Origin of the sequence: Povalibacter uvarum, from assembly GCF_014202975.1 — a bacterium.
GTDB lineage: Bacteria > Pseudomonadota > Gammaproteobacteria > Steroidobacterales > Steroidobacteraceae > Steroidobacter > Steroidobacter uvarum.
Genome location: NZ_JACHHZ010000003.1, coordinates 410,202 through 435,950 on the forward strand (window position 1 = coordinate 410,202; position 25,749 = coordinate 435,950).

Sequence of the window (25,749 nt, forward strand, 5' to 3'; positions counted from 1 at the left end):
TCATTGCTCGTTTGAAGAAGGGGCGTACCCGGCCGGGTGCGCCCCTTCTTTTTGCGAATGCACTCACCGCCATCGATGCGACACACCCGCCGTTCGCGACAGGTCATCAGGGACGACGCGCTGACCAATGAATCGCATGCCCTGCGATTCGCTGCGGCAGTTTGTCGGGCAACGTGCACATGCGATGATGTGCGCACAAGAACGATAAGAGGTCAGGTATGGCCACGAAGCGGGCAGCGCCTCCGGGCGCCGGCGGATTTTTTTCGCTGTTTGATCTCTCACCGGCCGTTTTCGAAGAGGCGTCGCTGTCGGCACTGGGTGCCACTATGGCCCGGGCGCAGCGCCAGAACGCGATCCGAATGGGGTCGGGCTACGTGTATCTCGGGCAGTTCATCGCTCACGACATCAGCAAGTTGCAGCGCCCGGACGGACCGGTCACCGTGCCCGCAATGCGCCAGCTTCGAACCCCAACGCTGGATCTCGACTCTGTGTATGGCAAGGGTTTCGATGACAAGGAAAGTGCTGTCAACGAAGCGAGTGGCGAGATGCAGATCGGCGAGGTGCACGGGAGCAGCCCTGGATTGCCCGGCAACGGCGATTTGCCGCGCGACAAGGAAACAAGGAAAGCCAGAATTCCCGAAGTTCGGAACGATGAGAACCTCATCGTGGCGCAACTGCATGTGCAGTTCCTGAAGCTGCACAATCTCTTCGTCGCTGAACTGCGCCGCACCGGCAGCAGGAGCAGCGCCCAGGAATTGTTCGATGCAGCCCGCACTCAGGTCGTGCTTCACTATCAACAGGTCGTGCTCTACGACTTTCTCGACACGATCCTCGAGCGGCGCGTTTGGGAGTACGTCATCGGAGGAAACACCGGAACCCTGTGGAATCCCCCCGCATCAGAGATGCCGCGAATGCCAATCGAGTTTTCCGCGGCCGCGTTCAGGTTCGGGCACTCGATGGTTCGACCGGACTATCAGTTGAACCGCGATCAGGGTGTCGATCTGGCGGGCTTGTTCAAGATGACCGGCGATGGTGGATTCGGAGGGAAACCCTGCCTGCCGGCCAGTCATCTCGTCGACTGGCGTTTCTTCTTCCACTCCACAGCAGGCGAGACTCCGCTCAATGAAGCCCTGCATATCGACCCTGCGGTGCATGTGCGGTTGGCGGATGGGCCGCTCGCGACGAAGAACCTCCTCATCGGCAACCAGTCAGGGCTGCCCGACGGGCAGGCATTGGTCCGTCACGTGCAGCGGGCCCACCCGGCGCTCGCCAGCGTTGTGCATCTCAGGGAGCTGTCGCAGGACGAACTGAATCCCATGCTCACCTTCCGGCACGGCGCAACGTTCAAGTCGCGCCGCGTGTTCGAGGAGCTTGATTCTCCATCAGCCGCAGCGCACTTTCTTCGCAGCACGCCGCTCTGGTACTACTTGCTCGCCGAGGCGCAAGCGATGCACGGAGGCAGTCGCTTGGGAACGCTGGGAAGCCTGCTGGTTGCAGAGGTGCTCAGGGCGCTGGTCTGGCTGAGCTCACCATCGATTCTGCGTGAGCCGTTGCGTCTCCCCTATCTCAGGCCGCCTCATCTCAGGCCCACCAAGGACCTGCATGGGCAGCGGTATTTCCGAATGATCGATCTGTTGAACGCGGTTGCCAGCAAAGAAGCTGGCGCAGCGAAGCTTTGAGTGTTGCTCTGAATCAGGAGGTATGGCCATGAGTGACGACACGACGATCGAGAAATTTCTGGGCGACTACGTCAGCGGCGGCGAATGGTTTTCGAGTCTCAGCTCGCACAATGGGTGGTTTCCTCCCGCTGGGGTCGAACTGAAGTTCATCCTCGGCGACGATGACAAATCGGCGAAGGTCATCGTGACGGTTCAGGGCGACCTGTCCGACGCCGTCAAGGAAGCCATCGAGAGAGCGACCTACGTTCCCAAAGATGGCAAGCTGACAGCTCAGGTTGGGCACGGCTCCGTAGGGATTCTGGAGACGCTGCGAATGGAGGGGGAGCAGCAGTCCAAGACGATGCATCACATGCTGCAGTTCTCCGACGGCGAAGTCGGCTACTGGATCTGTCCCTCCAAGCCGAAGAGTTAGTTCACTACCGTCTATGAGTGGCGGGAATGGATTCCCGCCCTGACGCAGGAAGCTTCTCGCCCCATTCGCCGGTGCCGGGCGAACTCAACCTCGCGCTGGCTTTGCTCCTGCGCTTCGCGCATGCTCTCGCTCCGGGCGGCGCAAAAAACAAACTCAGCAATCAGCCTGGGCGATTCGCATGCGAATCGTCAGGCCTCGTAATGGTGCGTGCCGCGCGTGGAATGCACATCTGCGCGCCGCGAAGCAGCATTGCCGGCGAAGCTTCGGTATGTAGGCACCTGTGACCCTGCGATTCGTCAGCGTCCTTTTCGCCATTTCCTGCCATTCGATGGGAGCGCACGCCGCCGCCTGCGAATCGCCTCCCGGCCACGTGGTCCTGGGCACATACCAGCCGAAGAGCGACGGTAGCGCTCCCGTGATCCTCGAGATCCGGCCGAACGACATCGACATCGAAGTGCGGGTCGAGCGTGCCAGTGCGCAGGTGACGAGGTACAGCAGCCCGGGCGGTCGCAATGGTCCTCAATGGATTTACCTGCCCGCCGCGCCGTCGGCTGCGAAGGTCTGTATCTACGCGACGTATCAGCAGCGCACAGCTGACGCGTACTCCATCGCTCCTGTCGATGTGTCACGCAGGGACGTGCTTCAGATCAACGCGTTGAGGGTGCTGAGCGATGCGGCAGCACTCTGGGCGGCCGACACCCAGACCGCGCGGACGACCGCCGTCGATTTGTATCAGCAAGCTGCCAGGCAAGCGCTTCTCGACCGCTCTCTGTCCGAGCATGCACAGCTCTACGCCGCGCTCGCCCAGATGCAGCGGTATCAGTACGATTCGGCGTTGCAGGCGCTGCGCTCGCTGCTGCAAGGTCGTCCGGACTCAACGTATGTGCAGTATGCAGCTCATTGGGCGATCGGAAGCCTTCTGAACAGGAAGGCGGACTTTGCGGCGAGTGCTGCTGCACTCGAGACAGCTCTTGCGATCGCAGGAGAATCCAATGGGAAGGGAGGGCTCGCACCGCGTCGCGACATCGCGGAAATCACCAACCTGCTGGGAGAAGTGAAGCTGTCTGGCGGTGATATTGCGGGCGGGGAGAGGCTGATCCGGCAGTCGCTCGCGCAAAGCGGTGACGATGCCCAGTTGCTCGGCATGATCCACAACAATCTGGGCTACGTGTATCTGCTCCAGGCGAATGCCGCGACTGGAGCGCGACGCTCCGACCTGCTCGGGCGATCGATCGAACAGCACTTCCGTGCCCGCGACTACGCACAGCGCGCTGGCGATCTGCGCGAGCAATCCATTATCGAGAACAACCTGGGCACGCTGCTCGAACGGACCGGCGATTTGCGAAGAGCAAGAGAGCACTACGAGCGCGCTCTGCACCTGGTGGACAGCATGGACGATCCGCTGCGCCTCAAAATCCTCTATCGGGCTCTCGGTGCGGCGTACCTGACGCTCGGGGACTATGCGAAGTCAGAGCGTTTTCTTGCCGCTGCGATCCAGATAGCGGAGCGTTCCGAGCCCGGCGAAGCGACACGAATGCATTGCCAGCTGGGTACGGCGCAGCGACTCATGGGTCGCCTGCCGGACGCCGTTGCACAGCACGCCATCTGTCATTCTCGTGCGCAGAAGGCTGGGGATGACCGCGTTCAGGCAGAGGCATTGCACGAACTGACCATCGACTACCTGGAGCAGGGCAGGAACGATCAGGCATGGAAGGCGATCAGCGAAGCAGCCGCGTTGCTTCCTCAGGTGCGCGATGGAGATGCCCGCTCGAAGGTGCTCGTGCAACAAGCGCGGGTGCTGCAGAGCCGCGGCGATGATGCGGCTGCCCGCACGAGTGCGCGGGAAGCTGTCACCGCGGCGGCGAGCGCACGCTATCCGACGGCGCGTGTGGAAGCGCTGGCTGCATCAATGACGGTTCATGCCGCCCAGAATCGGACTGCGGAGGCGATCAGCTTCGGAGGGCAGGCGATCGAAGCCATCGAATCGATCCATGCGCAGCTCGATGCCGAGCGCCTGGGGCCGGCCTGGAGCGGGAGAACCGATGACGTATACGTCGGACTGGCTGAGTTGCTGATCGCTGACTACAACACGAAGCATGACGTGAAAAGTCTTCTCGCCGCGCTCGATGTTGTCGAGCGCTCACGTGCGATCAGCCTGCGGCAGCAGTTTGCGGCGCCGACTGCCGTCCTGCGCCAGGTCGAGAACAGTCCCGCTCTCGATACGCTCACGGAGATCGCGAACACGGAGGCGTTCTCTAACGATGCCGACGGGTTGCCGCTTTCCTACTATCACGAACACGACCTCCTGACATTGTCGAGGCTGGCGGGAGCCGGCGATCTTCCCGTCCCCCGACCCCTGGGTGGCGAGGAGATCCAGAAATCCCTGGCGGAGGGGCAGGTTGCGTTGTGCTACTTCGTTGCGACAGACCGGATCGTTCTGTTCGTGCTTTCGCGAACGAAGCTCGATTTCATCGACCTCGGCAGCAAGAAGGAGATTTACGAGCTCGCCGCGAGGTTCAGCGATGCCGTGACGAAGCGAAGCGATCGCCAGGTGCAGGCCCTGCGCGATCTCTCGATGCGATTGCTGCCACAGCGAGCGACCCGGCAGCGTGCGCATACCTGGATCGTTTCTCCCGGCGAGGGGCTTCACGGCATTCCCTTCAATGCGCTGCACGTCGGCAGCGCGGGCGGCGAGTATCAGCCAGCGATGAGTCTCTATGCGATCCGGAGAGTGCCGTCGCTCAGCGCCTATCTGATGCAGCGTTCGCGGCGATCCGTCGAGTACGCTGCCGACCTTGCATTGTTTGCCGATCCCGCATTTCGCGCGACTGAGGGAACCCGCTCCAGCGCCGCGCTCATGGTTTCGTCGCGACAGCAGCGCCTGCCATGGACGGCCAAGGAGGCGGAGCAACTGAGAGGCCTGTTCCCACCGCGGCGGACGCTCGTCTACGTCGGTTCGGAAGCGACACGCGACAATCTGCGGAGCCTGCCGGTCAGGAACTCACGCGTGCTTCACATCGCGTCGCACGGATACTTTCGCGCATCGAGTCCGGACAATGTGGGGTTCGCACTGGCCGCAGTGAGCCGGCCTCGCGTCGATTCCGGGTTCGTTACGCTCACCGAGCTCTTCACCTACCGCTTCAACAATGAGCTCGTCGTCATAAGCGGATGTGAAACGGCGATGGGAGAGGAGCGCGGAGGAGAAGGACTGATGAGCCTGACGCGCGGCTTCATTGCGCAGGGTGCGTCGCACGTCATGTCGACGCTGTGGCCGGTCTCGGACCGCGCGTCAGCAGACTTCATGGGGCTTTTCTACAAGGAACTCGTTTCCCGCGGATCTGTCGGGGAAGCGCTGCGAGCTGCACAGGTTGAACTCAGTCGTCGACCGCAATACTCGGATCCGTTCTTCTGGGCGCCCTACGTGCTGACGACAGTGGCGCCGGACGATCGGATGACGTTCTGATTGGCACCGCTATGCCAGCGTCCACCCGGAGGCGCTCAGCGGCAGACGGCGGATACGCTCACCTGTAGCTGCAAAGATCGCGTTAGTGAGCGCGGGCGCCAGCGGAGGAACGGGCGGTTCGCCGGCGCCGCCGACGCGCTCCTGCGGGCTGTCCACGATGACCACGTTCACCTCGGGCATCTGAGGGAAGCGCAACAAGGGATAGTCGTGGAAGTTGCTCTGCACGACGCGCCCGTCGCGAACGGAGATCGATTCGTACGCGGTCGCGGAGAGTCCGAGCGCGATGCCTCCTTCGGCTTGTGCGCGAACGGCGTCGGGATTCACGGCTGTGCCGCAGTCGATAGCGCACGTCACTCGTTCGACACGAACGGCACGAGCACGTACCGAGACCTGTACGATCTGTGCGCAGATGGAGCCGAACCCTCGCACCATCGCCATCCCGAAATGGACCGACGCGCCCGCGTTCTCGACACCAGCCGCTGCGACGGCGGCATTCAGCACGCGGAGCGAGCGGGGCTCATCCGTCAGCAAAGAGCGGCGCAGCTGCAGCGGGTTGGTTCCGCTCGCATGAGCGATCTCATCGACGAAGCTTTCGAGGAAGAATGTATTCTGGTTGGCGACGACCGCACGCCACGCGCCGAGCGGCAGGACAGTGGGTACGCTCGCATTGGTCAGCAGCACGTTGGGAATCGCGTAGACCGATCGCGAGATGCCCCAACCGTCGCTTTCGCGAATCCCGGATAGACGCACGCGCAATGCTGTTGCACGGCCGCTTTCGTCGAGTCCGGCTTCGAAGCGTGCCATTGCCGACTGTCGATAGAAGTCGTGCTGCAGGTCCTCGGCGCGCGACCACACGAGTTTGACGGGACGGCGGATTTCGCGAGCGATCAGGGCTGCCTGAACGGCGTAGTCCACTTCGAGTCGTCGTCCGAGTCCGCCTCCGAGTTGCGTCGTATTCACGGTGATATCCGACTCGGTCAGTCCCAGCGCCGCAGCGACTTCGCGACGAGTCTTGGTCTGAAACTGAGTCGGTACCCAAAGCGTCGCCTTGCCGCCGGCGACGTGCGCGGTGGCATTCATCGGCTCCATGCATGCATGAGCAAGCAGAGGCACTTCGTATGTGGCCGAGATGCGGCGGGCGCTCGAGCTCATGGCCGCTGCATGAGTGGACCGGATCGTTGCCTCCTGCTGATCACGCGGTACCTCGACAGTGCCAGGTTCCGACAACGCGCTGGTCAGTGCCGCTTGAGTCTGTTCATTGTTCGGCACTTTGCCGGTCGTCCACAGGGGCTCGAGTGCCTGCAGGCCGCGCTGAGCGCTCCAGGTGTCTTCAGCAACGACGGCAACCGCGTTGGGCAATCTGACGATTCGCACAACTCCCGGCATGCGTGCTGCCGAGCGTTCATCGACCGACTGCAGCGTGGCGCCGAACTGCGGCGCCTGCGCAATCGCTGCGATCAGCATGTCCGGAACGTTGACGTCGATGCCGTACTGCGCGCTGCCATCGATTTTCCCCGGCAGATCGAAGCGTGGCAGCGTCTTGCCGATCAGGCGCCACTGTTCACGCGGCGTGAGCGGTACTTTCGCGGGTGCAGGTTGCGCTACGGCGTCTGCAGCGAGCGACCCGAATCCCGCGCGACGAGTCGTAGTCGCGTCGACGACTGAGTGTCCCTCGATGCGACATTGCGCAGGGTCGACTTTCCATCGTGTTGCTGCCGCGGCGATCAGTAGCGTTCGGGCCAGAGCGCCCGCTTCGCGAAGCTTGTCGAACATGCCGCGCACCGAACCGCTGCCGCCGGTCTGGTATTCGTTCCACATCGAGTAGTACTCGGGTTCGATGGGCGCCGGGGCGATTCGTACATCCCGCCATTCGACGCCAAGCTCTTCGGCGAGCAGTTGTGCGAGCCCGGTGTTCGCGCCTTGCCCCATTTCCGTGGCGTTGGTGAGGAGCGTGACGCTGTCGTCGTGTCCGATCCGGATCCAGGCACCGAGCGTCGCATCGCGACCGGGACGCGGGCCTTCGCTGGCCGCGAACGGATGTGATCCGAAGCTGACGAGCAGGGCGCCGCCCACGAGTCCGTAGCGCAAGCAGTCGCGACGCGTGAGCATGAGCTCGGTCATGACTGACTGCCGGGCCGCGTCGTTTCCGACAGAGCCGCCGCGGCTTTTTTGATTGCACGGCGTATGCGCGGATACGTGCCGCATCGACAAAGATGCCCGGCCATCGCGGCATCGATGTCCGCGTCGGTTGGTTTCGGTGTCGCTTCCAGCAGCGCGGTGGCTGCGAGGATCTGGCCCGACTGGCAATAGCCACATTGAGGCACGGCTTCGGCGAGCCACGCACGCTGCACTTCTTTGCCGGCCCGGCTCGATGAGCCTGCAACGCCTTCGATCGTCGTGATGGCTCGGCCCGCAAGGCTTGCCGCTGGCGTGATGCAGGACCGGATGGGCTGGCCGTCGACCAGCACGGTGCACGCGCCGCACAAGCCCATTCCACAGCCGTACTTCGTGCCGGTGAGCTGGATGCGATCGCGCAGCACCCATAGCAGCGGCATGTCTTCGGGCACTTCCACGTTTCTGGAGGCGCCGTTGATTGTCAGTGTCGCGTTCCTCAGGGGTGCTGGAGCGGGTGCTTCATCCATCGTAGTTCGCCGGCTCATGAAACTGACCTATTAGAGCGCCGGGCGCCCGGGCGGTATCGTTACGCGTGACGAAACGCTTGGGGCAGGGACGAATGCAAGGAGTCTTTGCGTCCGGAATCAGCTGCCGCTAGCCTCCGTGCTTTCGGAAGGGGAGATGACATGAACGCACGAATTCTGTGGGTGCCGCTCGTTGCCTCGATGGCGCTGCTCGGCGGCTGCGAAAAGCAATCTTCGCTGGAACGCGCGGAAGACAAGGTCAACGACGCTCTCGATCGTCGGCCCGCGGAAGACATTCGCGATGCCGCCGAAGATGCTAAGGAAGCCGCCAAGGACTTCGGCGATGCGGTGAAGGACATGGCGCAGGAGGCATCGGATGACGCAAAGGCCGCGGCTTCCGAAGCGGCGGCTGAGGCGAAAGAAGCTGCGCGGGAAGTCGAGGAAGCGGCCAAGGATGCGGTGCACTGAACGGCCAGCTCGGCCTCCGCGTCCTACATATATATGTATGGCCCCCCAGCGGCCGCTCGCGTACTGTTGAAGCACAGACGGCGCCATTACAGTGAGACGTAGCTCTCACTTTGGGTGCGTGGATTTCGTTAGATTATGTCGCTTGGGCTCCGGGGCGGTATCGAATCGAATGCGAACTCTCGTCAATCTCCTCAATGACGACCGCGGGTACGTGCGCATATTCGCGGAACAATCCGGTTTCGGGTACGAAAAGTCTCCGCACGCGGCGACCCCCTACCAGGACCTCTTCGACCGGATGAGCGGCTACGACTCCGTCGAGAGCGCCATGGCCGCCGCTCAATTCCAGCTGCAGGCCGTTTCGGAAGGCCGACCCTCGCGGACCCGCCGACGCCGGGTTTCAGCGCGCTAAGACGCGTCCGTCACTCCCGCGAACCCCCACCAGATCGAACGACGTTCTCACGCGACGAGCCGAGGCTGTTCGCGGCGCGGCAGCGCATGCACCGATCGCGGTTGAATCTACAATGAGCCACCCTTCCACGAGGTCGCGCTCATGAAACACCATATTGTCGCCGGGATCGCGAGCCTGTTTCTGGCAACCGTGTTGCACGCTGCCGATAGCGCCGCTCCGTCACCGCCGTCTGTTTACGACCCGGCGCTCGCCGCGAAGGTCGGAGCCGACGACTATGGGATGCACAAGTACGTTCTCGTGATCCTGAAGACGGGGCCCAAGCCGATGGCCGACACTCCGGAACGCAAGGAAATGTTCAAGGGACATTTCGCAAACATGCAGCGACTGGCCAAAGAGGGCGTGCTCGCGTATGCCGGGCCGCTCGACGGCGTCGAGGGGCGGCGAGGCATCTTCATTCTGGCTGTCGACGGTATCGAAGCCGCCAAGCAGCAGGTCGCGACCGACCCCGTCATCATCAGCGGCGAGATGGTCGCCGAGTACCACGCCCACTATGGAAGCGCGGCGCTGATGCTGGTGAACGACCTGCACTCGCAGGTCGCGAAGAAGCAGATGTGAGAGAGGCGATGGGCGATGGGCTGTGAGCTGTGAGCCAGAAGGGAGCAGGATTCACTCCGTTCTGGCTCATCGCTCGTCGCTCACAGCTTAGTGGAAGAACGTATCCTCCGGGATCTCCTTCAGGATCGCTTCTGCTCCATGCCGCTTCAGGTCCTTCGAAACCTCTCCCGCCACCAGCGCTCGCGTCGGCGTCGACAGAGACTGACGCAGTAGTCCCAGCATCTTCGGTGGAGCGATGAGCAGCAGCTTGTCGAAGCTGTTCTTCATCCTGTCGGCATCGATGCGCTGTGCAACCGCCTTGGCGAACAGTTCGATGTCGTGCTGCTCCGTGCTGCGTTCGCCATCGACGCCGTGAGAATGACCGCGCGTGACGTTGGCGGAGCCATTGTGACGGCGTCCCGGCCGATCGGTTTCCAGGTCCGTGTCCTTGAGGCCGGCGGCGCCGTTCTGCACAGACCCACGTGCAGTGAGAGGGCCGACGAGCTTTGAGGTGTCGAAGAAGTTCGCCTCGCGTTCATCAGTGACGACGATTCTCAGGTTCATGGATTTCTCTACCTTCTGAAGCGATGGGAGCGATGCACCGCAGTTTGCAACGAGCGTTGTCGAAGTGCGGTTCCGGGCCCGACTCCACCTGACCCTGTTGGGATTATGGATCAGCCGTGACCGTCCTGCCGACGACATGAACGGCGGCATGGGACAGATGTTGCAGGGCAGCGGCAGGGGAGGGAATAAGGGAAAACGGCGCATAAAGTGAAGCCCCGTCGCGAAAGGCGGGGCTTCGTGCCAGATCACGTAGGTTCTCGTCTGAACAGATTTCAGGATACGAGACTGATCTGCGCCTGGAAGCGTTCCATCAGGGGTCGTTCGATTCCGGATCTCGTTGGTACAAGGTCTGTCGTCGATCAGGCCGATGACTTCGCTGCTTCCGGGGAACATGACGCATCGCGACCGGATGCAGTTCCGGTCATCCGGGTTTTTTGCCCGTGGGAATTCTCTGTCGGTTGCTTCTGCTACCGCGCGGTTATCCACAGTCCATCGCGCACGTACAGCTCACCTTCCTTCACGACTGTGCGCACACGCTCGACATCGAGCGTTCCCCGATCGATGCTGCCCCGGTACAAGATGAAGTCGGCGCGAGAGTCGAGCTTCAACTGGCCCGCTCGTGGATCGTCGAGCAAGCGGGCATTCAACGCGGTTGCTGCGCGAACGATCTCGAACGGTGAGATACCGAGTCGTCGCCAGGTCTCGAGCTCCTGCCAGATGGCATCGGCCTGCACATGCACCGGCGAGCCGCAGTCGGTGCCCGTAACGATCTGAAGACCCGCCGCGTGCAGTTGCTGGAATTTTGCAGGGAGCGCAGGGGGAATCTCGTTCCACGTGGGCGCGTAGCGAATCTCGCGCGTGCGATCTTCAAGCAAAGCATTCATCGCGAACGCGGCCACGTCCTGCGGCATGAACTCGGTCAATCGTGGATCGTCGACCGTCATTCGACCTTGTCGATACGCGGCAAAGCGGTGTGGGAATCCGATCGCGGGCACCATGAACAATCTGGTGCCGCGGTCGCGAAGTTTCGCGATGACGTCGTCGGGGTAGCGGAGCGAATCGCTGCGCTCCAGGTATTCGATCGATTCGGCGCCGATGCGGGTCGCGATTGCGATATCCTCGAGGACGTCCCCAGCCGCTGCCACTCGCAAACCCAGTCGCCGGCTCTCGGCGACGATCGCGTCCAGCTCCTTTTCGTCGAAGCGCCTCAGGTCGTGCAATGTGACCCACTGCATGCCGGCCTCGTGGAGGCGGCGTACTTTCGCAAGAGCATCGTCAACGCCCTTTACGCCCCAGACATTGCCTAGCTCAGAGTCCCAGCCCGCTCGTCCACCGAACAGCGCCGGTCCCCCGAACTGCAAGCGGGGCGACACGACAGCACCACTCGAAACATCGCGAGCGAATGCCGTTGCCGTCGGAAGGTCCCACAAGTGCACGCGACCCGACGTAACGCCGGAGCGAAGTAGCTGTTTCGCGGCGACGCGCGCACGGGCATTCGAATCGAAAGACTCGGGCAGCCGCACCCCGCTCACCAGATGAACGTGAGCATCGATCAGCCCGGGCAAAAGTGTGTCGCCCTTCGCGTCGATCACTCGCGCGTCGTTCGGCCGTCGCAGAGAGCCGCTTGAACCTACGGCCGTGATCAGGCCACCTTCGGCGATCAACTCCCGATCCTGCTCCAGGCCAGTCTCCGTCCAGAGCGTTGCTCGTGTGACGACGATCGGTGATGCTGGATGGGCCGAGGCGATGCCCAGGACAACGAGCACGATGCCAAGGAGGAGGCGAGGAGGAAGGTTCATCGAAAAGCCGCGCTCGGTGAGGCAGGTGACTGCATGGTTACCATGCGGGGACCGAGTCGTTGCAGCGGTGTGGGATGAAAACCGCCATGTGCGCGGTGAACGACAGGGAATGACCAGCGAAAGGCATGGATTCCCGCTTTTCGCGGGAACGACGAAGGGTGAATCGCCGCCTTCGGAGCAGCTCAGACACGACAATGAATCGTCGTCATCGCCGTATCGTTCGGGTTGTAGTCCGGATCGTCGGGCACGAAGTGTTCTACGAGCACGCGTACGTTGCGCATCTCCGGCACCGTCCACAACTTGCCGAAGCCAAATCCGCCCGACGCGCTTTCGCCCCGAATCTGCACGGCGCGCAGCACTTCGACGCCTCGTGTCGAAACACCATGACAGTACGGAGCTACGACACGCGACCGTCCGTGATAGGAAAACTCGAGCAGGTGCTTCTTGCGGATGGCCTCGCAAACAGCAGCGGCGACAGGCTGGATGGGCTTGTTGCTCTGCATCGTCAAAGACTGCCTCCCGCAGGGTGCCTGACCAGAGTGCCTGATTGAGACCTGCGTCTCAGTGGGCGGTCAAGTCGTGCCGCCGGCGGCCGATAGCCGATGTACGGCGACGAGGAAATCGCCGCAACCCCGCGAAAGCGGCCCAGAGTATTATGTCACTGACCCTCAACACCAACGTTGCCTCGCTCAATGCGCAGCGCAACCTCAATGTCTCCCAGCAGACGCTGGGCAAGGCATTGCAGCGGCTGTCGTCGGGACTGCGCATCAACAGCGCGGCCGACGATGCAGCGGGTCTTGCCATTTCCGAACGATTTACGACCCAGGTGCGCGGTCTCAACCAGGCCGTGCGCAATGCGAACGACGGTATCTCGATGCTGCAGACCGCGGACGGTGCGATGAGCACGGTCAGCGACAGCTTGCGGCGCATCCGCGAGCTCGCGGTCCAGGCCGCCAACTCGACGAACAGCGACGAGGATCGTGCAGCGCTGCAGCTCGAAGTGGCGCAGCTTGCGCAGGAAGTCGATCGCGTCGGTCGCGTCACGAGCTTCAACGGTCAGAAGGTTTTCGGCCAGAGCAATCAGAGCGTCGTCGGTGATCCCAACCAGCTCGGCGCACTCGATGGACTGCAGTCCGGCTGGTTGTCCGCGGCTGAAGACCTGATCTTCGAGAACTTCGGTATTCGCGCAAGCGGCAACGCTATCAGCATCGAGCTGACGACTTTCACCGATGGCGCAGGCAGCACGCTTGCGCGGGTCGTTGCGACGGTAGGCGGCAGCGGCCCTGCCTCCAACATCAGATTGCAGATCGACATGTCGGACTTCACGCCGCCGAATCCGCCGAACGGCGGCAGCGCGCCGTTCTACAACGATCGCGTCATTGCTCATGAAATGACGCATGCCGTCATGGATGCGACGATGAACGTCGGGTCGATGTTTGCAGGCAACCAGGAATGGTTCCTCGAAGGCACGGCGGAGTTCATTCACGGCGCGGACGAGCGCCTGCTGGCTGACATTCAGCGTCTCGGCGGCGGTGCAACTGGCGTCGCGGCCGTCGTCGACATGGCGGACGACTGGAACCTGAACTGGGACGGAAGCAGCGAAGCGTACTCCGCGGCCTACGCGGGTGCTCGCTACCTCGACCAGGAAATCAAAGCGGCGGGCGGTGGAGGCATTCGCGACGTCATGACGTATCTCGCCGCCGATTCGAGCCGTACGCTCGATCAGGCGATGCAGAACGCCACGAGCGGGAGATTCACTGGCCTCGCCAATTTCAAGGCGGACTTCCAGGCCAACGGCGATGCGTTCGTCAACGGCTTGCTGACTTCAGGCAGCCTGTCCGACAGCGATACGGGCGCGATCGGCGGCGCGAATGCGAGCGGCGGGGCCATCAGGACTGCAACATCCGTCATTCCGAACATCGCGTCGCGCAGCGGCGAAGACCAGCTTTCCGGATTCGCGGAAACGTGGGAATCGATCGCGCGCGGCGAGGGCTACACGGCAGGCAGAAAGACGTTGCAGATCGGTGCGGATGTCGGGCACGTCCTCGATATCGGTTCCTTCGCGATGAATGGTGAGGCGCTGGACATCATGGATGCCGACGTGGTCACCGATGCGAACCGGGTGATCGCGAAGATGGACCGCGCGCTCGACTACATCAATGCGCGTCGAGCGGACATCGGTGCGCAGCTCAATCGCCTCGATTCCGTCATCGCGAATCTGACCACGAACGCGGAGTCGCTCAGCGCCAGCCGCTCACGAATCCTGGATACGGACTTCGCCGTCGAAACTGCTTCGCTGACGCGAGCGCAGATCCTGCAGCAGGCAGGCATCGCGATGGTTGCCCAGGCGAACACCACGCCTCAGCAAGTTCTCTCGCTGTTGCGCTAACGCGCTGACCTTCGGACCCCACCTCGAACACCCTCGCTTTCAGCGCGGGATGATCGGCAGCGTCAACGCTGAACGCTTGTCGGCACCGCTGTGCACAGTGATTTTCGGCTCCGGCGTTTCGCGCGGTGTCGCACGGGCGTCCGCGAAGTTCAGCGTCAGCCGGATGCGATGACCCGCCTTGAAAAGATAAGAAATCGGGTACAGATCCAGGTCGAGTTGCACGGGCGTACCGGGCGCCAGCGGCGCCGCGGATTCCTGCGTGAATGGATGCCAGGGCAGTCCGAGGTTGTTGTAGGGCGCATCCGCGGTCTTCCGCAGCGATGCGCGCAACCGGCCTTCGACGTTGTAGTACTTCGAGGTCCCGTCCGGCGCCACATCATCGATGCGCGCAATGACGTCGGCATCTTTCGACGTGGAGGAAACCCAGAGTGTGAGCGTCGGGTGACCCGTCACCTCGGTGTCGGATGTCAGCGGCCCGGTCTGGAACTGCAACCCCTTGGTCCAGAAGTTGGTGTCCGAGACGTCATAGTCGACACCGCGCGTTTCGGAGGCGCCTGCACCCGCCTTCGGCGACAGTGAATCGGCGTTGAGGTAGAACGTCGTTCGCCTCTCGCCCGGCAGCGGCCACTGCGCAGCGGTTTTCCAGGCTTTAGCCGGCTCTTCGTTGTACGTGTAGTACGTGACCGCGTTCTCCCGCATCACGCCGTTGTCGATGCCCTTGAGCCAGAAGTCGAAGAAGCGGCGCTCCTCGATGAGGATGTCGAAACCCGTGAGCTGCTTCACCTCGGTCCAGTTGCAGTGAGTCGAGGGCCCGAGAATCAGTTTGCGGGGATTGGTGACGTTATTGAATGTGAATGGGGCGCCGTACTTCGTTGCGCCTTCGTCCCAGTTCGCCGCAAGGTACATGGCGATCCCGGATCTGTTGATGACTTCCCGATATGTGTGCGGGCTGCTCTTGAGCCACCACTGATTGGCGAAGCGCTCGGCGGTGCTGTCCCGGTAGGGTGTGAAGCCCGCCGTTTCGAGATTGCCTTCGTGCTGGGCGATAGCCTGTGCGAGTTCTTTGCGACCTGGATCTGAATCGACCGGTACGGCCTGCTTGTCGCGTTCGACGCGTGAGCCGCCGCGCATGATCTGCGTCGGAACGCCCTGAGGCGGCGCGAGTCCCCCGGCAGCCGCGAACGGATAGACATCCCACTCACAGCTCATGGGAAAGACGGCTTTCAGACTGGGCGGTGCAGTCGTGAGTGCCTGCATCTGGCTGCCGCCGGTGGCGGAGCATCCCCACATGCCTACTTTGCCGGAGCTCCATGGCTGAGCGGCCAGCCACTCCGTGATGTCGTAGGCATCCATGCGGGCGGCGTCCTGCCACTCGCCGCGATTGAAACCTGCGTTGTGCCCGAACGATGCGTAGAGGCCGCGGAAATCCGCGACTGCCACTGCGTAGCCATATGGCAGCAACTCGAGTGCTTTGCCGGGATAGGCGGCTGCGGTCAGTCCGTCCCGGTAGTTGCGCCGGTTGTACGGCGTGTGCATCCAGAGCACCGGCAGTTTCTCGGCGGCGACTTTTCCCTGCGACGTGGGAAGAAAGATGTCGATGGCGAGGCGGGTGCCATCGCGGACCGCGACGTACTGCGACGTCATCAGGTGCCCGTCATAGCGGGCTGCTCCGTAGCCGCGATACTCGCCGGGGCGGGACACCTTTTCACCGGACTCCGCGTAACCAGCCGCGGACAACGAGAGCGCAAAGAGGCAGCAGGTCAATCGCTCGAGAGTTCCAGCGGACATCGATCCCCCTTGCAAGCGAACCTTGTGAACGGCGCGTCCGTGCGTCATTGTAGGTGAATGGTTCGTAGTATCAACGATAACTAAAGTCAATGAATCGATGATCGGGGGATCAATGAAGAAACGTGCCGGGTTCATTGCGTTGATGTTCGTGGCGAGCGTGGCTTCTGCAGCGCAAGATGCCCCGCAGTCACGGCCGACCGCCAGCCTGGCACCGCCACCAGATGCGCCGCCCATCAGGACCACGCCGGCGGGTCCCTACGAAGTCGTGATCGAATCGGATCCAGCGCTGCCGACGCATACGATCTATCGTCCGAAGGATCTTTCCTCGTTCCAGGGGAAGTCGGCGCTGCCCGTCGTCAGCTGGGGCAACGGAGCGTGCGCGAATGCGGGGCTCCTCTTTCAGGTCTTTCTGACGCAGGTAGCGTCGCATGGCTACCTGGTGATTTCGATCGGCCCGAAGGATGCGCCACTGCCGGCGTTCGCCCGTCCTCGTGATGAGCAGCCACCGGGTGCGAGTGCGCCCCGGGCACCAGCGAATGCTCCGGCGAGCCGTGATCAGCAGCTGGTCGACGCCATCGACTGGGCGGTCAGGGAGAACGAACGTGAAGGAAGCGCCTATCGCCAGCGTCTGAATCCGCAGCGCATTGCCGTGATGGGCCAGTCCTGCGGCGGACTGCAGACGATTGCGGTGTCCGGCGACCCACGCATCACGACACTCGTTCTCTGGAACAGCGGCACATTTCCCGCTGGGGCCGATTCGATTGGTGCGCGGCTGAGCAACGCAAGGAAGGAGCAGCTCGCGCAGTTGAAGGCACCGATTGCCTACTTCATCGGCGGGCCGAGCGATATTGCGTACCCGAACGCCGAGGACGATTTCAAACGCATCGCGACTGTGGCGGCGTTCAAGGGAAATCTGAACGTCGGTCACGGAGGAACGTTCCGGCACCCCGGAGCGGGCTGGTTCGGCGAAGTCGGCGTCGCCTGGCTCGACTGGCAACTGAAGGGCGACCAGACCGCCGCGCGCTACTTCGTCGGTACGGATTGCACGCTGTGCACGAACCCGATCTGGGCGATCGAGAAGAAGGGCATCCAGTGAGCTCATCGGCGCGGCCTTGCCTGTGCGCCCCTTGACTATCCGCCGCCGAGCAGCGAACAATTAGTTCGTAGGCCAAACGATATGCAAGCCATACAGATCATGGCCGAGCGGGGGCGGTTCGAGGGGCGGGGTTCCTGTCGCACCGCGATGTCGTGCGTTGCATTGCGGCAGCGAGCGGATCCGAGTGAAGCGAAGCGACAACGACGTCTGGATTTACGCGGTCGGTGATGTCGGCCCGAGCCGGCCTGATCCCGATACGCTCTTCGATCTCGTCCGGCCGCGCATGCAGGAAGCCGACGTCGCGTTCATGCAGCTGGAGCTGCCCATCTCGACGCGTGGCTTTCGCCTGCCGCAGGTGCGACACACCGATCGTGCGCCGGCATCTTCCGCGGATGCGTTCCGGCGGGCCGGATTTCACGTCGTTTCGCTCGCCGGCAATCACTGCATGGATTGGGGCCCCGACGCGATGTTCGATACGGTGGCGGCACTCAGGGGCAGCGGGCTGCATGTCGTCGGCGTGGGCGCGGATATTCTCGAGGCGCGCAAGCCGGTCATCGTCGAATCGAAGGGTCGCCGTGTCGCGTTCCTCGCCTACAGCTCGATCTTGCCGATGGGCTACTGGGCGACGGAAACACGTGCAGGCTGCGCGCCGATGCGCGCGTGGACTCACTACGAGCAGATCGAACACGATCAGCCAGGCACGCCCTGTCGCGTCCATACATTCCCGAATCGCGAGGATCTGCAGGCGCTCATCGACGACGTTCTTGCGGCGAAAGCTCACGCCGACTACGTCGCGGTGTCGATTCACTGGGGTATCCACTTCGTTCCCGGCGTGATTGCCGACTATCAGCGCGACGTCGGTCGCGCAGCCATCGATGCGGGCGCCGACGTGATCCTTGGGCACCATGCGCACATCCTGAAAGGCGTCGACGTCTACCGCGGAAAGCCGATCATCTACAGTCTCTGCAACTTCGCGATGGATCTGCCGATGGATGAGAGACACGCGAAGAGCAAGGGCTTCCGTGAGATCCAGAAGCTGCATCCGGACTGGCAGCCGGACTACGACATCACTTACAACTTTCCGCCGGACTCGCGCTACACCGTCATTGTGAAGTGTGTCCTGAGCGGCGATCGCCCGGCGAGCGTGAGCTTGCTGCCCGCATTCATCGGGCCGATGTCGCAACCGGAGATCCTGTCCGCCGCCGATCCGCGCTTCGAGGAAGTTCAGGCGTACCTGGAGAGGTACACGGCGAGCCAGGGACTCAATGCGCGCTATGTCAGGAGCGCAGATGAGCTGTTCCTCGAAGCGGCGCATCAGTCCGGCTTATGACGGCAGATAGATATGGTGTTACCACCCGCAAGGATCGCCTTCCTAGAATCGGGCTGCATCGAAAATATGGGGGAGCAGCAATGAATACTCGAACGACGACTCTGTCGCGGCGGCGCATTGCCGCAATCGCTTCCGCAGTCGCGGCAGCACTGTCGCAGGGCGCGCAGGCGCAGAGTGACGAATCGAAGATGGTGCTGGAGGAGGTGGTCGTTTCAGCGGAACGCCGCGAGGTGAACCTGCAGGATGTACCGATCTCCGCAACGGTTCTCACGGGCGAGTCACTCGCTGCCCAGGGCATCGACAATATCGTCGAGATCCAGCAGGTCGCGCCGAGCGTCGCAATCAACACCTACAATCGATCGACCTTCATCAACATCCGCGGCGTCGGTATCGCGCAGTCGGCTCCGACATCGAACCCGGGCGTCGCGTACTACATCGATGGCGTGTTCATCCCTCATGAGCAGTTCATCGCGCAGTCGTTCTTCGACATCGAATCCCTCGAGGTGCTGCGTGGCCCGCAGGGCACGCTGACAGGACAGAACTCCACCGGCGGTGCCGTGTACGTTCGCACACCGGCGCCGACCTTCGATGAGTTTTCCGGCTACGTCGACCAGACGATCGCCGACTACGACTGGTATCGAACGGTCGGTGCGATCAACGTTCCCGTGTCGGACACGCTGGCGATTCGCCTTTCGGGCGTATACGACACGCGCGGCAGTTTCACCGAGAACATCGGGCCGAGCCCGAGCGAGCCGGGCAGCGGTGATGACACCGCCGTTCGCGCTGCAGTGCGCTGGCAGCCCACGGACGGTGCGACGTTCGACCTGCGTTACGAGTACTTCAAGCGCGAGACGGACTACAACGCCGTCAAGAATCGCAACGATCTCGTGACGGGTGATCCGTTCACGATCGAGGAGGACGCGCGCTCGTTCCTCAATCAGGATGGCTACCGGGCTTCGATCGAGGCCCGCATCGATCTGTCTTCCAGTATTCAGTTGCGGGCGCTCACGTCGTACTTCGACGCGGAGAACGAAGACCAGGCGGACGGCGACCGCACCGCGACCGCGTTGCCTGTGCCGCCAAATCGACCGACCAATGGCGCGAACACCGCGTTGTTTCCGGGTCGCGTTGGCCTGACGCGGCAGGGCCTCGAAACCTGGGTCAGCGAGCTGAACCTGCTCTCCACTGGCGACGGCCGCTTGCAGTGGGTCGTCGGCGCGTTCTACATGGACGAGGAGAGTCCCGTCGAGGTGTTGCGCGACAATCGCAACACGACCGACTTCGTGCAGTCGAACTCGACGATCGATGCCAAAGCCTTCAACACGTCAGCATCGGTGTTCGGGCAGATCGATTTTCGCCTGACTGATTCGTGGATGCTGGACGTCGGCGTCCGCTATTCCGATGACAAGCAGGAGTACACGCGATACCTGCTGCCGGGTGCGCCGCCACCAGGATGCTTCCCCTGCACGAATGTCGCCGAGTCGACTGAGACGACCGGCCGTGTCGGTGTGAAGTTCTTCGCGACCGATGATACGTTGCTCTATGCGACGGCATCGAAAGGCTACAAGGCCGGTGGCGTAAATCTCGACCCGCGACTCTCTTCCTACGGACCCGAAACCAACCAGGTCGCCGAGCTCGGGTTGAAGACGACGATTGCGGACGGGCGCCTGCGAATCAATACCGCGGTGTTCTACTCCGACTACGAGGGCATTCAGCTGTCCGCGTTGACGCCTGTGGGCACACCGCCGGCGCTTTTGCCGAACACGCAGAATGCAGCACCCGCTGAAATCTACGGCGCCGAGCTTGAGTTGACGGCGCAGTTCGACCGGCTCGGTCTGAATGTCGGCCTGAGCGCGCTGCACAGCGAGTTCACCGAAGATCAGACGCTCACGGACTCGCAGACGAACACCAACCGCCTCGTTCCGGAGGGATCGACGGTTCCGTTCGCGCCGGAGGTCACCGCGACGGCAGGTATTCAGTACGAATTCTCCCTGGGCAGCACCACGCTGACTCCGCGAATCCAGGTTTCCTACATGGACGAGCAGCTGGCAACGCCGTTTCCGTACGCTGCGACGACGGTTCCGTCGCGAACGGTCACCGATGTTCGTGTGACCTGGCTGCCCATGGAGAATCTGCGGCTCGAAGCATTCGCGACGAATGTCTTCGACGAGGAGTACATCGCAGTGCAGCTGCAGGACGCTTCGAGCGCGCAGGGCGGCATGATCTATGGTGCGCCGCTGCAGTACGGATTGCGCGCGAAGTTCGATTTCTAGGGCATTGGCGGATGGTGATGCGTGGTGTCGACGGCCGTTGCTGAATCCCCTGGAGCGGCGGTGTCGACGGCGGACCTCTCACCATCATCCGCCGTCTTTCCGCCCGGGGGCTTCAGGGCTGCGCGTCGTGCAGGCGCCGCAGCAAGGTGACGAGTTGCTTGCGCTCGCTCTCGCTGTAAAGCGCCGCGAATTTCTGCTCGTGCTCGAGCATCTCGCGCTTCAGCGTCCGGTACATCTTTTCGCCGGCCGGCGTCAGGGTGAGTCCCTGGCGACGTCGGTCTTCCTGAGAGCGCGTCCTGACGATCCAGCCGGCATCCTCGAGGCGGTCGATCAGTCCGACCATGCTCGCCTTGTCGATGGCCAGTTCCGTGGACAACTCCACCTGGGCGATGCCCGGGTTGGCTTTGACCAGTGCAATGGCGCTGAACATGCCGGGACGGATCTCGCCGTCGGCGACCGTCCGGGCGAAATCGCGCCACAGGACGATCTGGGCGCGACGGATGTTGTAGCCCAGCAAGGTCGGAAGGATATCCGCGTCGATGGATGCGGCCCGGCTCGCTGCCTTGCGGGTGAGGCTCTTTTTCGGGGGGCTTTTGCGTTTCATGGCGTAAACATCGTCGATTTGCGCCGCGGGAGTCAAATCCGCATCGGCCCCGCCGGGGCAGGCGGAATGGGAACGACCCTAGATAGTTTGTACAGCGAACTAATATCGCTAGAATGACGGCTGGCTGACCAACGATTTCGAGAATGGCCGGGAGCGCAATGGGGGAGTCCGCAGAACAACCTGCTCGTGAGCCCGTCGCGGAGCTGGAGAGCGCCGCTGCACGGTGGCTCGAGCGCGTGGCTTTCGTCATCGGCTCCATCGGCTTGCTGGGCGCGATGGCTGTGGATTCGCTGGCAGTCCTGGGCCGCCACCTCGGCTTGCCGATTCTGGGATCGATCGAGATCGTGCAGGCGTGTGTGGTGCTGCTCGCTTCGGCGTCCATGTTGGGTGCGACATTGCGCGCTGCGCATGCTCGCGTGCACATCCTGATCGATCGATTGCACGGTGCCGGCAAGCACGTGCTCCTGCGCTGCTCCGATCTTCTGAGTGCCATCGTTTTCCTGACATTCGCAATCGGCTCGATCTGGATCGCCCGCGAGCTTTGGGGCGGGCACGAGCACTCCGAACTGCTGCACATTCCACTCCGCTGGTTACGCGCTCTGTGGATCGTCACAGCCCTGACGATAGCTGCGGTGTTCGTAACCCGCGTAGTGCGCAAGGGCCGGTGACATGACTCCGGAACTCATCGGTCTCCTGGGGATACTGGCGCTGCTGTTCCTGCTGACGGTCGGCGTGCCGATCGGCGTTTCGCTGGCCGTAGTGGGCCTGGGCGGCCTATGTATTCTGATTGGTCCCGAAGCTGCTGTGATCAAGGCGGGCGTGGTCACCTTCGAAACCATCAGCCGCTACGAACTTGGAGTGCTGCCGCTTTTCCTGTTGATGGCACATTTCTGCTTTCAGGCCGGCGCGAGTCGCGACTTCTTCGAGGTCGCTGTCCGGTTCGTCGGTCATCGCCGGGGCGGGCTTGCGCTCGCGTCTATCGCGGGTTGCGCGGGCTTCGGTGCCGTGAGCGGATCGAGCCTCGCAACCGTCGCAACGGTGAGTTCGGTGGCATTGCCGGAGATGCGACGCCATGGCTATGCGCCCGGATTCGCAACAGGTGCGCTCGCGGCGGGCGGCACGCTGGGTTCGTTGATTCCACCGAGCGGCGCACTCATCGTCTTCGGCATCATTGCGGAACAGTCTATCGGCCGGCTGTTCGCGGCAGCGGTGATTCCCGGTATCAGTCAGGCGTTGTTCTACATGGGCGCGATCTTCGTGATGTGCCGCATCAACCCTGCGCTCGGGCCGGCGATTCTGCGTACGCCGTGGCGGGAGCGCTGGCCAGCTGTGCGACGCATCGCAGATATTTTCGTGCTGATCGTCTTCGTGGTCGGCGGGCTCATGATCGGCTGGTTCACGCCGACAGAGGCGGCCGCTGTTGGCTGTGTCGGCGCGCTTGGGCTTTGCGCGTGGCGTCGTCGCTTGAGCGGAGGAATGCTGAAGGAGGCACTGCAGACCACGCTGCGCACGACCGGCATGATCTATGTCGTCATTCTCGGTGCACTGCTTTTCAGCGTATTCGTGAGCGTGACCGGAATCACCGACCAGGTTTCGCAACTCGTTCGCGGTCTCGATGCCGGTCCGATTGCGGCGATCATCGTGATGGCGATCGCGCTGTTGCTGCTCGGCTCCGTTCTCGACGGACTGGCGTTGATGCTGTTGATGACGCCGATCTTCCTGCCCATCGTTCACGACCTGAACCTCAGCCCGATCTGGTTCGGTATCTTCCTCGTGCGCACGATGGAGATTGGCTTCGTGCATCCGCCGCTGGGTCTCAACGTCTACGTGTTGCACGAGATGGCGCGTGACATCCCGCTCGGAACGATCTTCCGCGGCATCGTGCCGTTCCTGGTCGCCGACTTCCTGCATCTGGCATTGCTGATCGCTGTCCCGGCGCTGTCGCTATGGCTGCCGAGCGTGGTATCGCCATGAAGTCGCGCATCGTCACGTTGCTCCTCGTGGTCGTGATGCTGAGCGGCTGCACGGGTCGAAACCAGAGCGCAAGTGAGTACGAGCTGACCTACGCGACACCGTATCCGCCTATGCATCCCTTCAGCCGCGCGGACCAGCGCTGGATGACGTTTGTCGAGGAACGATCCAGCGGCCGGCTGAGCATCCGGCCGTTCTGGGGCGGTGCCCTGTTGTCGGCTGATCAAAGTGTCATCGAAATCCGCCACGGCGTCGCCGACATCGGGCTGATCACGCCCATCTACATGAAGGGCGGCATGCATGCGTCACGGGCGCAGGCAGGCTTCTACGGCGGCGTGCGGACGATGGAGGACCAGGTGGCGATCCTCAAATGCGCTTCGCACGATTTCCCTGTGTTCTCGCAGGAGCTTCGGGGATTGCGTGTCCTGGCATTGCAGGGAGGCAACTTCCCCGGCGTGCTGACGCGATCGAAACCGGTTCGCTCTCTGGCCGATCTGCAGGGCATGCGGCTGAGGACCCAGAGCGAAACCATCGACGTGCTGCGCCGCCTCGGTGCCGACCCTGTCGACATGCCCATGAGCGAGGTGTACTCGGCGCTGGCGAAAGGCGTGATCGACGGCGTCGTTGCGCCCGCGGATACGCTGAAGGCGCTGCATCTCGCGGAAGTTGGCTCGTACTTCACCGAGCTGCGCATCAGTCGCGGCTCGTATCCGGCACGAGCGATGTCTCTCAGGGCGTGGGACAAGCTGCCTGCCGATCTTCAGGCCGTACTGATCGAAAGCCAGCCGGTATGGGAGCGCGCCTTGATGGACGAAGTCATGCGCGGCCAGGAAGCGGGCTATCAGTTTGGTCGCGAGAAGGGTGTCGAGCTGATCCCGATCAGCGCGGAAGACCAACGGCATTTCGATGAGGTGGCGCAGCAGAGTGCCGCGCATCGTGCGCAGTCGCTCAGCAAGTACGGGATCGACGGGGAAGCCATCCTTCATCGAATCCAGGAGCTCGTGCACGAGCGGGCAGACGGCAAAGTGCTGTCGTGCGACGGTGCTCTCGTCGGGGAGGGCGTCTGATGAAGCCGCTCGCCGGTGTCCGGATCGCGGATTTCAGCTGGGTCGGAGCGGGTCCGCGCGCGACGAAGGATCTCGCCGACTACGGCGCGACCGTCATCAAGGTCGAATCGCGCCAACGACTGGACCTCGGTCGCGTCAGTCCCCCATTCAAGAACGGCGTGCAGCATCCGGATGGATCGGCGTTCTTTGCGATCAGCAATACCAGCAAGCGCAGTGTGACGATCAATCTCGCCGACCCTCGCGGGGTCGCCGTTGCGAAGCGGCTGATCGAGTGGTCCGACGTCGTCGTCGAGAACTTCGGCAAGGGCTACATGGAACGCATTGGTCTGTCGTACGAGACGTTGCAAGGCATCCGTCCCGGCATCATTCAGGTCAGCGTCAGTGTCGCGGGTCGCACTGGGCCCAATGCGAATCTGCGCGGCTACGGAAATTCCGCGGCGGCGCTGTCAGGCCTCGCGGCGCTTTCAGGCTGGCCCGATCGTCCTCCGCACATGCCGCCGTTCGCCTATGGCGATGTCGTTGCGCCGATCTTCGCGACGATCGCGGTACTGGCCGCAATCGAGCATCGACGACAGACCGGGCACGGTCAGCATGTCGACGTTTCACAGGTCGAGCCGCTAGTTCATGTGCTGGCGGATCGATTCGTGGAGCGGCAGCTGACGGGCGAGGCACGCAAGCCGGGCAATCGCGCCTCAGGAATTGCGCCGCACGGCATTTATCCCTGTCGCGGAGACGATAAATGGTGCGCGATCGCCGTGCGCAGCGACGCCGAATGGTCGCGATTGTGCGAGGCGATGAACAGCCCGGGATCAGCGAGCGATCCTCGATTCAGCTCGATGGCCTCACGCAAGGCGAACGAAGATGAGCTTGATCGTGTCGTCGCGGCGTGGAGCTTGGATCGCGACAAGCACGAGCTCGCTGAGCTTCTCGCAAGCCAGGGAGTTCCCGCGGAGGCCGTCCAGAACGGTCGCGAAGTTTTCACCGATCCCGAACTCGCGGCCGTCGGTCACTACATCCGAACCCCACATGCTGTTCTCGGCGAATGCGAGATGCCCGGCCCGCCAGTGCGCTTTTCGAGCAGCGAAGTGGCTATGGGTCCCTCGCCGCTGCTTGGCGAGCACAATCGTGAAGTGTTCGTCGATCTCCTGGGGCTCAGCGAGCAGGAAGTCGCCGATCTCGTCACAGCGGGCGCGTTGAGTTGAGG

Annotated in this window: 20 protein-coding genes; 13 read left to right on the plus strand and 7 right to left on the minus strand. The window is 62.7% G+C overall.

Annotated features, from left to right (window positions below):
* The first annotated feature begins 218 nt into the window (after positions 1-218).
* From HNQ60_RS13175 to HNQ60_RS13185, 3 genes are all read left to right on the plus strand, one after another.
* Positions 219-1,679: a peroxidase family protein gene (locus tag HNQ60_RS13175; RefSeq protein ID WP_184332490.1), complete on the plus strand. Its 1,461-nt coding sequence runs from the start codon at positions 219-221 to the stop codon at positions 1,677-1,679.
* Between the two features lie 28 nt (positions 1,680-1,707).
* The gene (locus HNQ60_RS13180) at positions 1,708-2,091 is read left to right on the plus strand and encodes a hypothetical protein (protein WP_184332492.1); all 384 of its coding nucleotides are present in this window, start codon (positions 1,708-1,710) and stop codon (positions 2,089-2,091) included.
* A 280-nt stretch (positions 2,092-2,371) separates the two neighbouring features.
* Entirely contained in the window at positions 2,372-5,554 is a 3,183-nt protein-coding gene (locus HNQ60_RS13185; RefSeq protein ID WP_184332494.1) for a CHAT domain-containing tetratricopeptide repeat protein, read from the plus strand.
* A gap of 9 nt (positions 5,555-5,563) precedes the next feature.
* Here HNQ60_RS13185 and HNQ60_RS13190 read toward each other — a convergent pair whose 3' ends face one another.
* Both HNQ60_RS13190 and HNQ60_RS13195 read right to left on the minus strand, forming a co-directional pair.
* Positions 5,564-7,675 carry a xanthine dehydrogenase family protein molybdopterin-binding subunit gene (locus HNQ60_RS13190; RefSeq protein WP_184332496.1) on the minus strand — a complete coding sequence of 704 codons (2,112 nt, stop codon included), beginning with the start codon at positions 7,673-7,675 and terminating at the stop codon, positions 5,564-5,566.
* Complete coding sequence (locus tag HNQ60_RS13195) at positions 7,672-8,214, minus strand: (2Fe-2S)-binding protein (RefSeq protein WP_246433582.1); 543 nt, start codon at positions 8,212-8,214, stop codon at positions 7,672-7,674. Before HNQ60_RS13195 ends, HNQ60_RS13190 begins: the two co-directional genes overlap by 4 nt.
* A 141-nt stretch (positions 8,215-8,355) precedes the next feature.
* On the opposite strand from HNQ60_RS13195, the gene HNQ60_RS13200 reads away from it, so the two are divergent.
* Both HNQ60_RS13200 and HNQ60_RS13205 read left to right on the plus strand, forming a co-directional pair.
* Entirely contained in the window at positions 8,356-8,661 is a 306-nt protein-coding gene (locus HNQ60_RS13200; protein WP_184332498.1) for a hypothetical protein, read from the plus strand.
* 550 nt (positions 8,662-9,211) lie between these two features.
* Positions 9,212-9,685 carry a YciI family protein gene (locus HNQ60_RS13205; protein WP_184332500.1) on the plus strand — a complete coding sequence of 158 codons (474 nt, stop codon included), beginning with the start codon at positions 9,212-9,214 and terminating at the stop codon, positions 9,683-9,685.
* Positions 9,686-9,772: 87 nt separating this feature from the next.
* Here the strand turns inward: HNQ60_RS13205 and HNQ60_RS13210 are convergent, their stop codons facing one another.
* The 3 genes from HNQ60_RS13210 to HNQ60_RS13220 all read right to left on the minus strand — a co-directional run bounded on the left by HNQ60_RS13210 (position 9,773) and on the right by HNQ60_RS13220 (position 12,530).
* Positions 9,773-10,228 carry a host attachment protein gene (locus HNQ60_RS13210; RefSeq protein WP_184332502.1) on the minus strand — a complete coding sequence of 152 codons (456 nt, stop codon included), beginning with the start codon at positions 10,226-10,228 and terminating at the stop codon, positions 9,773-9,775.
* Positions 10,229-10,695: 467 nt separating this feature from the next.
* The gene (locus HNQ60_RS13215; protein ID WP_184332504.1) at positions 10,696-12,027 is read right to left on the minus strand and encodes an amidohydrolase family protein; all 1,332 of its coding nucleotides are present in this window, start codon (positions 12,025-12,027) and stop codon (positions 10,696-10,698) included.
* A 182-nt stretch (positions 12,028-12,209) separates the two neighbouring features.
* A complete protein-coding gene (locus HNQ60_RS13220) occupies positions 12,210-12,530 on the minus strand; it encodes a hypothetical protein (RefSeq protein WP_184332506.1) in 321 nt (106 codons plus the stop codon).
* A 152-nt stretch (positions 12,531-12,682) separates the two neighbouring features.
* On the opposite strand from HNQ60_RS13220, the gene HNQ60_RS13225 reads away from it, so the two are divergent.
* Positions 12,683-14,416, plus strand: a complete 1,734-nt coding sequence (locus tag HNQ60_RS13225; protein WP_184332508.1) for a flagellinolysin — start codon at positions 12,683-12,685, stop codon at positions 14,414-14,416.
* A gap of 39 nt (positions 14,417-14,455) precedes the next feature.
* On the opposite strand, the gene HNQ60_RS13230 is transcribed toward HNQ60_RS13225, so the two are convergent.
* Entirely contained in the window at positions 14,456-16,204 is a 1,749-nt protein-coding gene (locus tag HNQ60_RS13230; RefSeq protein WP_184332510.1) for a CocE/NonD family hydrolase, read from the minus strand.
* Positions 16,205-16,316: 112 nt separating this feature from the next.
* On the opposite strand from HNQ60_RS13230, the gene HNQ60_RS13235 reads away from it, so the two are divergent.
* The 3 genes from HNQ60_RS13235 to HNQ60_RS13245 all read left to right on the plus strand — a co-directional run bounded on the left by HNQ60_RS13235 (position 16,317) and on the right by HNQ60_RS13245 (position 20,903).
* On the plus strand, positions 16,317-17,300 hold the full coding sequence (locus tag HNQ60_RS13235; protein WP_221304183.1) for an alpha/beta hydrolase: 984 nt from the start codon (positions 16,317-16,319) through the stop codon (positions 17,298-17,300).
* Positions 17,301-17,484: 184 nt separating this feature from the next.
* Entirely contained in the window at positions 17,485-18,630 is a 1,146-nt protein-coding gene (locus tag HNQ60_RS13240) for a CapA family protein (RefSeq protein WP_184332512.1), read from the plus strand.
* 80 nt (positions 18,631-18,710) lie between these two features.
* Entirely contained in the window at positions 18,711-20,903 is a 2,193-nt protein-coding gene (locus HNQ60_RS13245) for a TonB-dependent receptor (RefSeq protein ID WP_184332514.1), read from the plus strand.
* Positions 20,904-21,015: 112 nt separating this feature from the next.
* Here HNQ60_RS13245 and HNQ60_RS13250 read toward each other — a convergent pair whose 3' ends face one another.
* The gene (locus HNQ60_RS13250; protein ID WP_184332516.1) at positions 21,016-21,543 is read right to left on the minus strand and encodes a MarR family winged helix-turn-helix transcriptional regulator; all 528 of its coding nucleotides are present in this window, start codon (positions 21,541-21,543) and stop codon (positions 21,016-21,018) included.
* A gap of 122 nt (positions 21,544-21,665) precedes the next feature.
* On the opposite strand from HNQ60_RS13250, the gene HNQ60_RS13255 reads away from it, so the two are divergent.
* Genes HNQ60_RS13255 through HNQ60_RS13270 form a run of 4 tightly spaced genes read left to right on the plus strand, consistent with a single transcriptional unit; the run spans position 21,666 to position 25,747 of the window.
* The gene (locus HNQ60_RS13255) at positions 21,666-22,175 is read left to right on the plus strand and encodes a TRAP transporter small permease (protein ID WP_184332517.1); all 510 of its coding nucleotides are present in this window, start codon (positions 21,666-21,668) and stop codon (positions 22,173-22,175) included.
* Position 22,176: 1 nt separating this feature from the next.
* Positions 22,177-23,481 (plus strand): TRAP transporter large permease, encoded by a 1,305-nt coding sequence (locus tag HNQ60_RS13260; protein ID WP_184332519.1) that lies wholly within the window; start codon positions 22,177-22,179, stop codon positions 23,479-23,481.
* Positions 23,478-24,545 carry a TRAP transporter substrate-binding protein DctP gene (dctP, locus tag HNQ60_RS13265; protein ID WP_221304184.1) on the plus strand — a complete coding sequence of 356 codons (1,068 nt, stop codon included), beginning with the start codon at positions 23,478-23,480 and terminating at the stop codon, positions 24,543-24,545. The genes HNQ60_RS13260 and dctP overlap by 4 nt, the downstream gene beginning before the upstream one ends.
* Entirely contained in the window at positions 24,545-25,747 is a 1,203-nt protein-coding gene (locus tag HNQ60_RS13270) for a CaiB/BaiF CoA transferase family protein (protein WP_184332521.1), read from the plus strand. Before dctP ends, HNQ60_RS13270 begins: the two co-directional genes overlap by 1 nt.
* The last annotated feature ends 2 nt before the right edge of the window (positions 25,748-25,749 follow it).

Coding starts and splice junctions, on each gene's coding strand:
- HNQ60_RS13245 (WP_184332514.1), top strand. CDS start 18,711: ATGAATACTCGAACGACGACTCTGTCGCGGCGGCGCATTGCCGCAATC.
- HNQ60_RS13215 (WP_184332504.1), bottom strand. CDS start 12,027: ATGAACCTTCCTCCTCGCCTCCTCCTTGGCATCGTGCTCGTTGTCCTG.
- dctP (WP_221304184.1), top strand. CDS start 23,478: ATGAAGTCGCGCATCGTCACGTTGCTCCTCGTGGTCGTGATGCTGAGC.
- HNQ60_RS13200 (WP_184332498.1), top strand. CDS start 8,356: ATGAACGCACGAATTCTGTGGGTGCCGCTCGTTGCCTCGATGGCGCTG.
- HNQ60_RS13260 (WP_184332519.1), top strand. CDS start 22,177: ATGACTCCGGAACTCATCGGTCTCCTGGGGATACTGGCGCTGCTGTTC.
- HNQ60_RS13175 (WP_184332490.1), top strand. CDS start 219: ATGGCCACGAAGCGGGCAGCGCCTCCGGGCGCCGGCGGATTTTTTTCG.
- HNQ60_RS13235 (WP_221304183.1), top strand. CDS start 16,317: ATGAAGAAACGTGCCGGGTTCATTGCGTTGATGTTCGTGGCGAGCGTG.
- HNQ60_RS13255 (WP_184332517.1), top strand. CDS start 21,666: ATGGGGGAGTCCGCAGAACAACCTGCTCGTGAGCCCGTCGCGGAGCTG.
- HNQ60_RS13180 (WP_184332492.1), top strand. CDS start 1,708: ATGAGTGACGACACGACGATCGAGAAATTTCTGGGCGACTACGTCAGC.
- HNQ60_RS13205 (WP_184332500.1), top strand. CDS start 9,212: ATGAAACACCATATTGTCGCCGGGATCGCGAGCCTGTTTCTGGCAACC.
- HNQ60_RS13190 (WP_184332496.1), bottom strand. CDS start 7,675: ATGACCGAGCTCATGCTCACGCGTCGCGACTGCTTGCGCTACGGACTC.
- HNQ60_RS13220 (WP_184332506.1), bottom strand. CDS start 12,530: ATGCAGAGCAACAAGCCCATCCAGCCTGTCGCCGCTGCTGTTTGCGAG.
- HNQ60_RS13230 (WP_184332510.1), bottom strand. CDS start 16,204: ATGTCCGCTGGAACTCTCGAGCGATTGACCTGCTGCCTCTTTGCGCTC.
- HNQ60_RS13270 (WP_184332521.1), top strand. CDS start 24,545: ATGAAGCCGCTCGCCGGTGTCCGGATCGCGGATTTCAGCTGGGTCGGA.
- HNQ60_RS13225 (WP_184332508.1), top strand. CDS start 12,683: ATGTCACTGACCCTCAACACCAACGTTGCCTCGCTCAATGCGCAGCGC.
- HNQ60_RS13195 (WP_246433582.1), bottom strand. CDS start 8,214: ATGAGCCGGCGAACTACGATGGATGAAGCACCCGCTCCAGCACCCCTG.
- HNQ60_RS13210 (WP_184332502.1), bottom strand. CDS start 10,228: ATGAACCTGAGAATCGTCGTCACTGATGAACGCGAGGCGAACTTCTTC.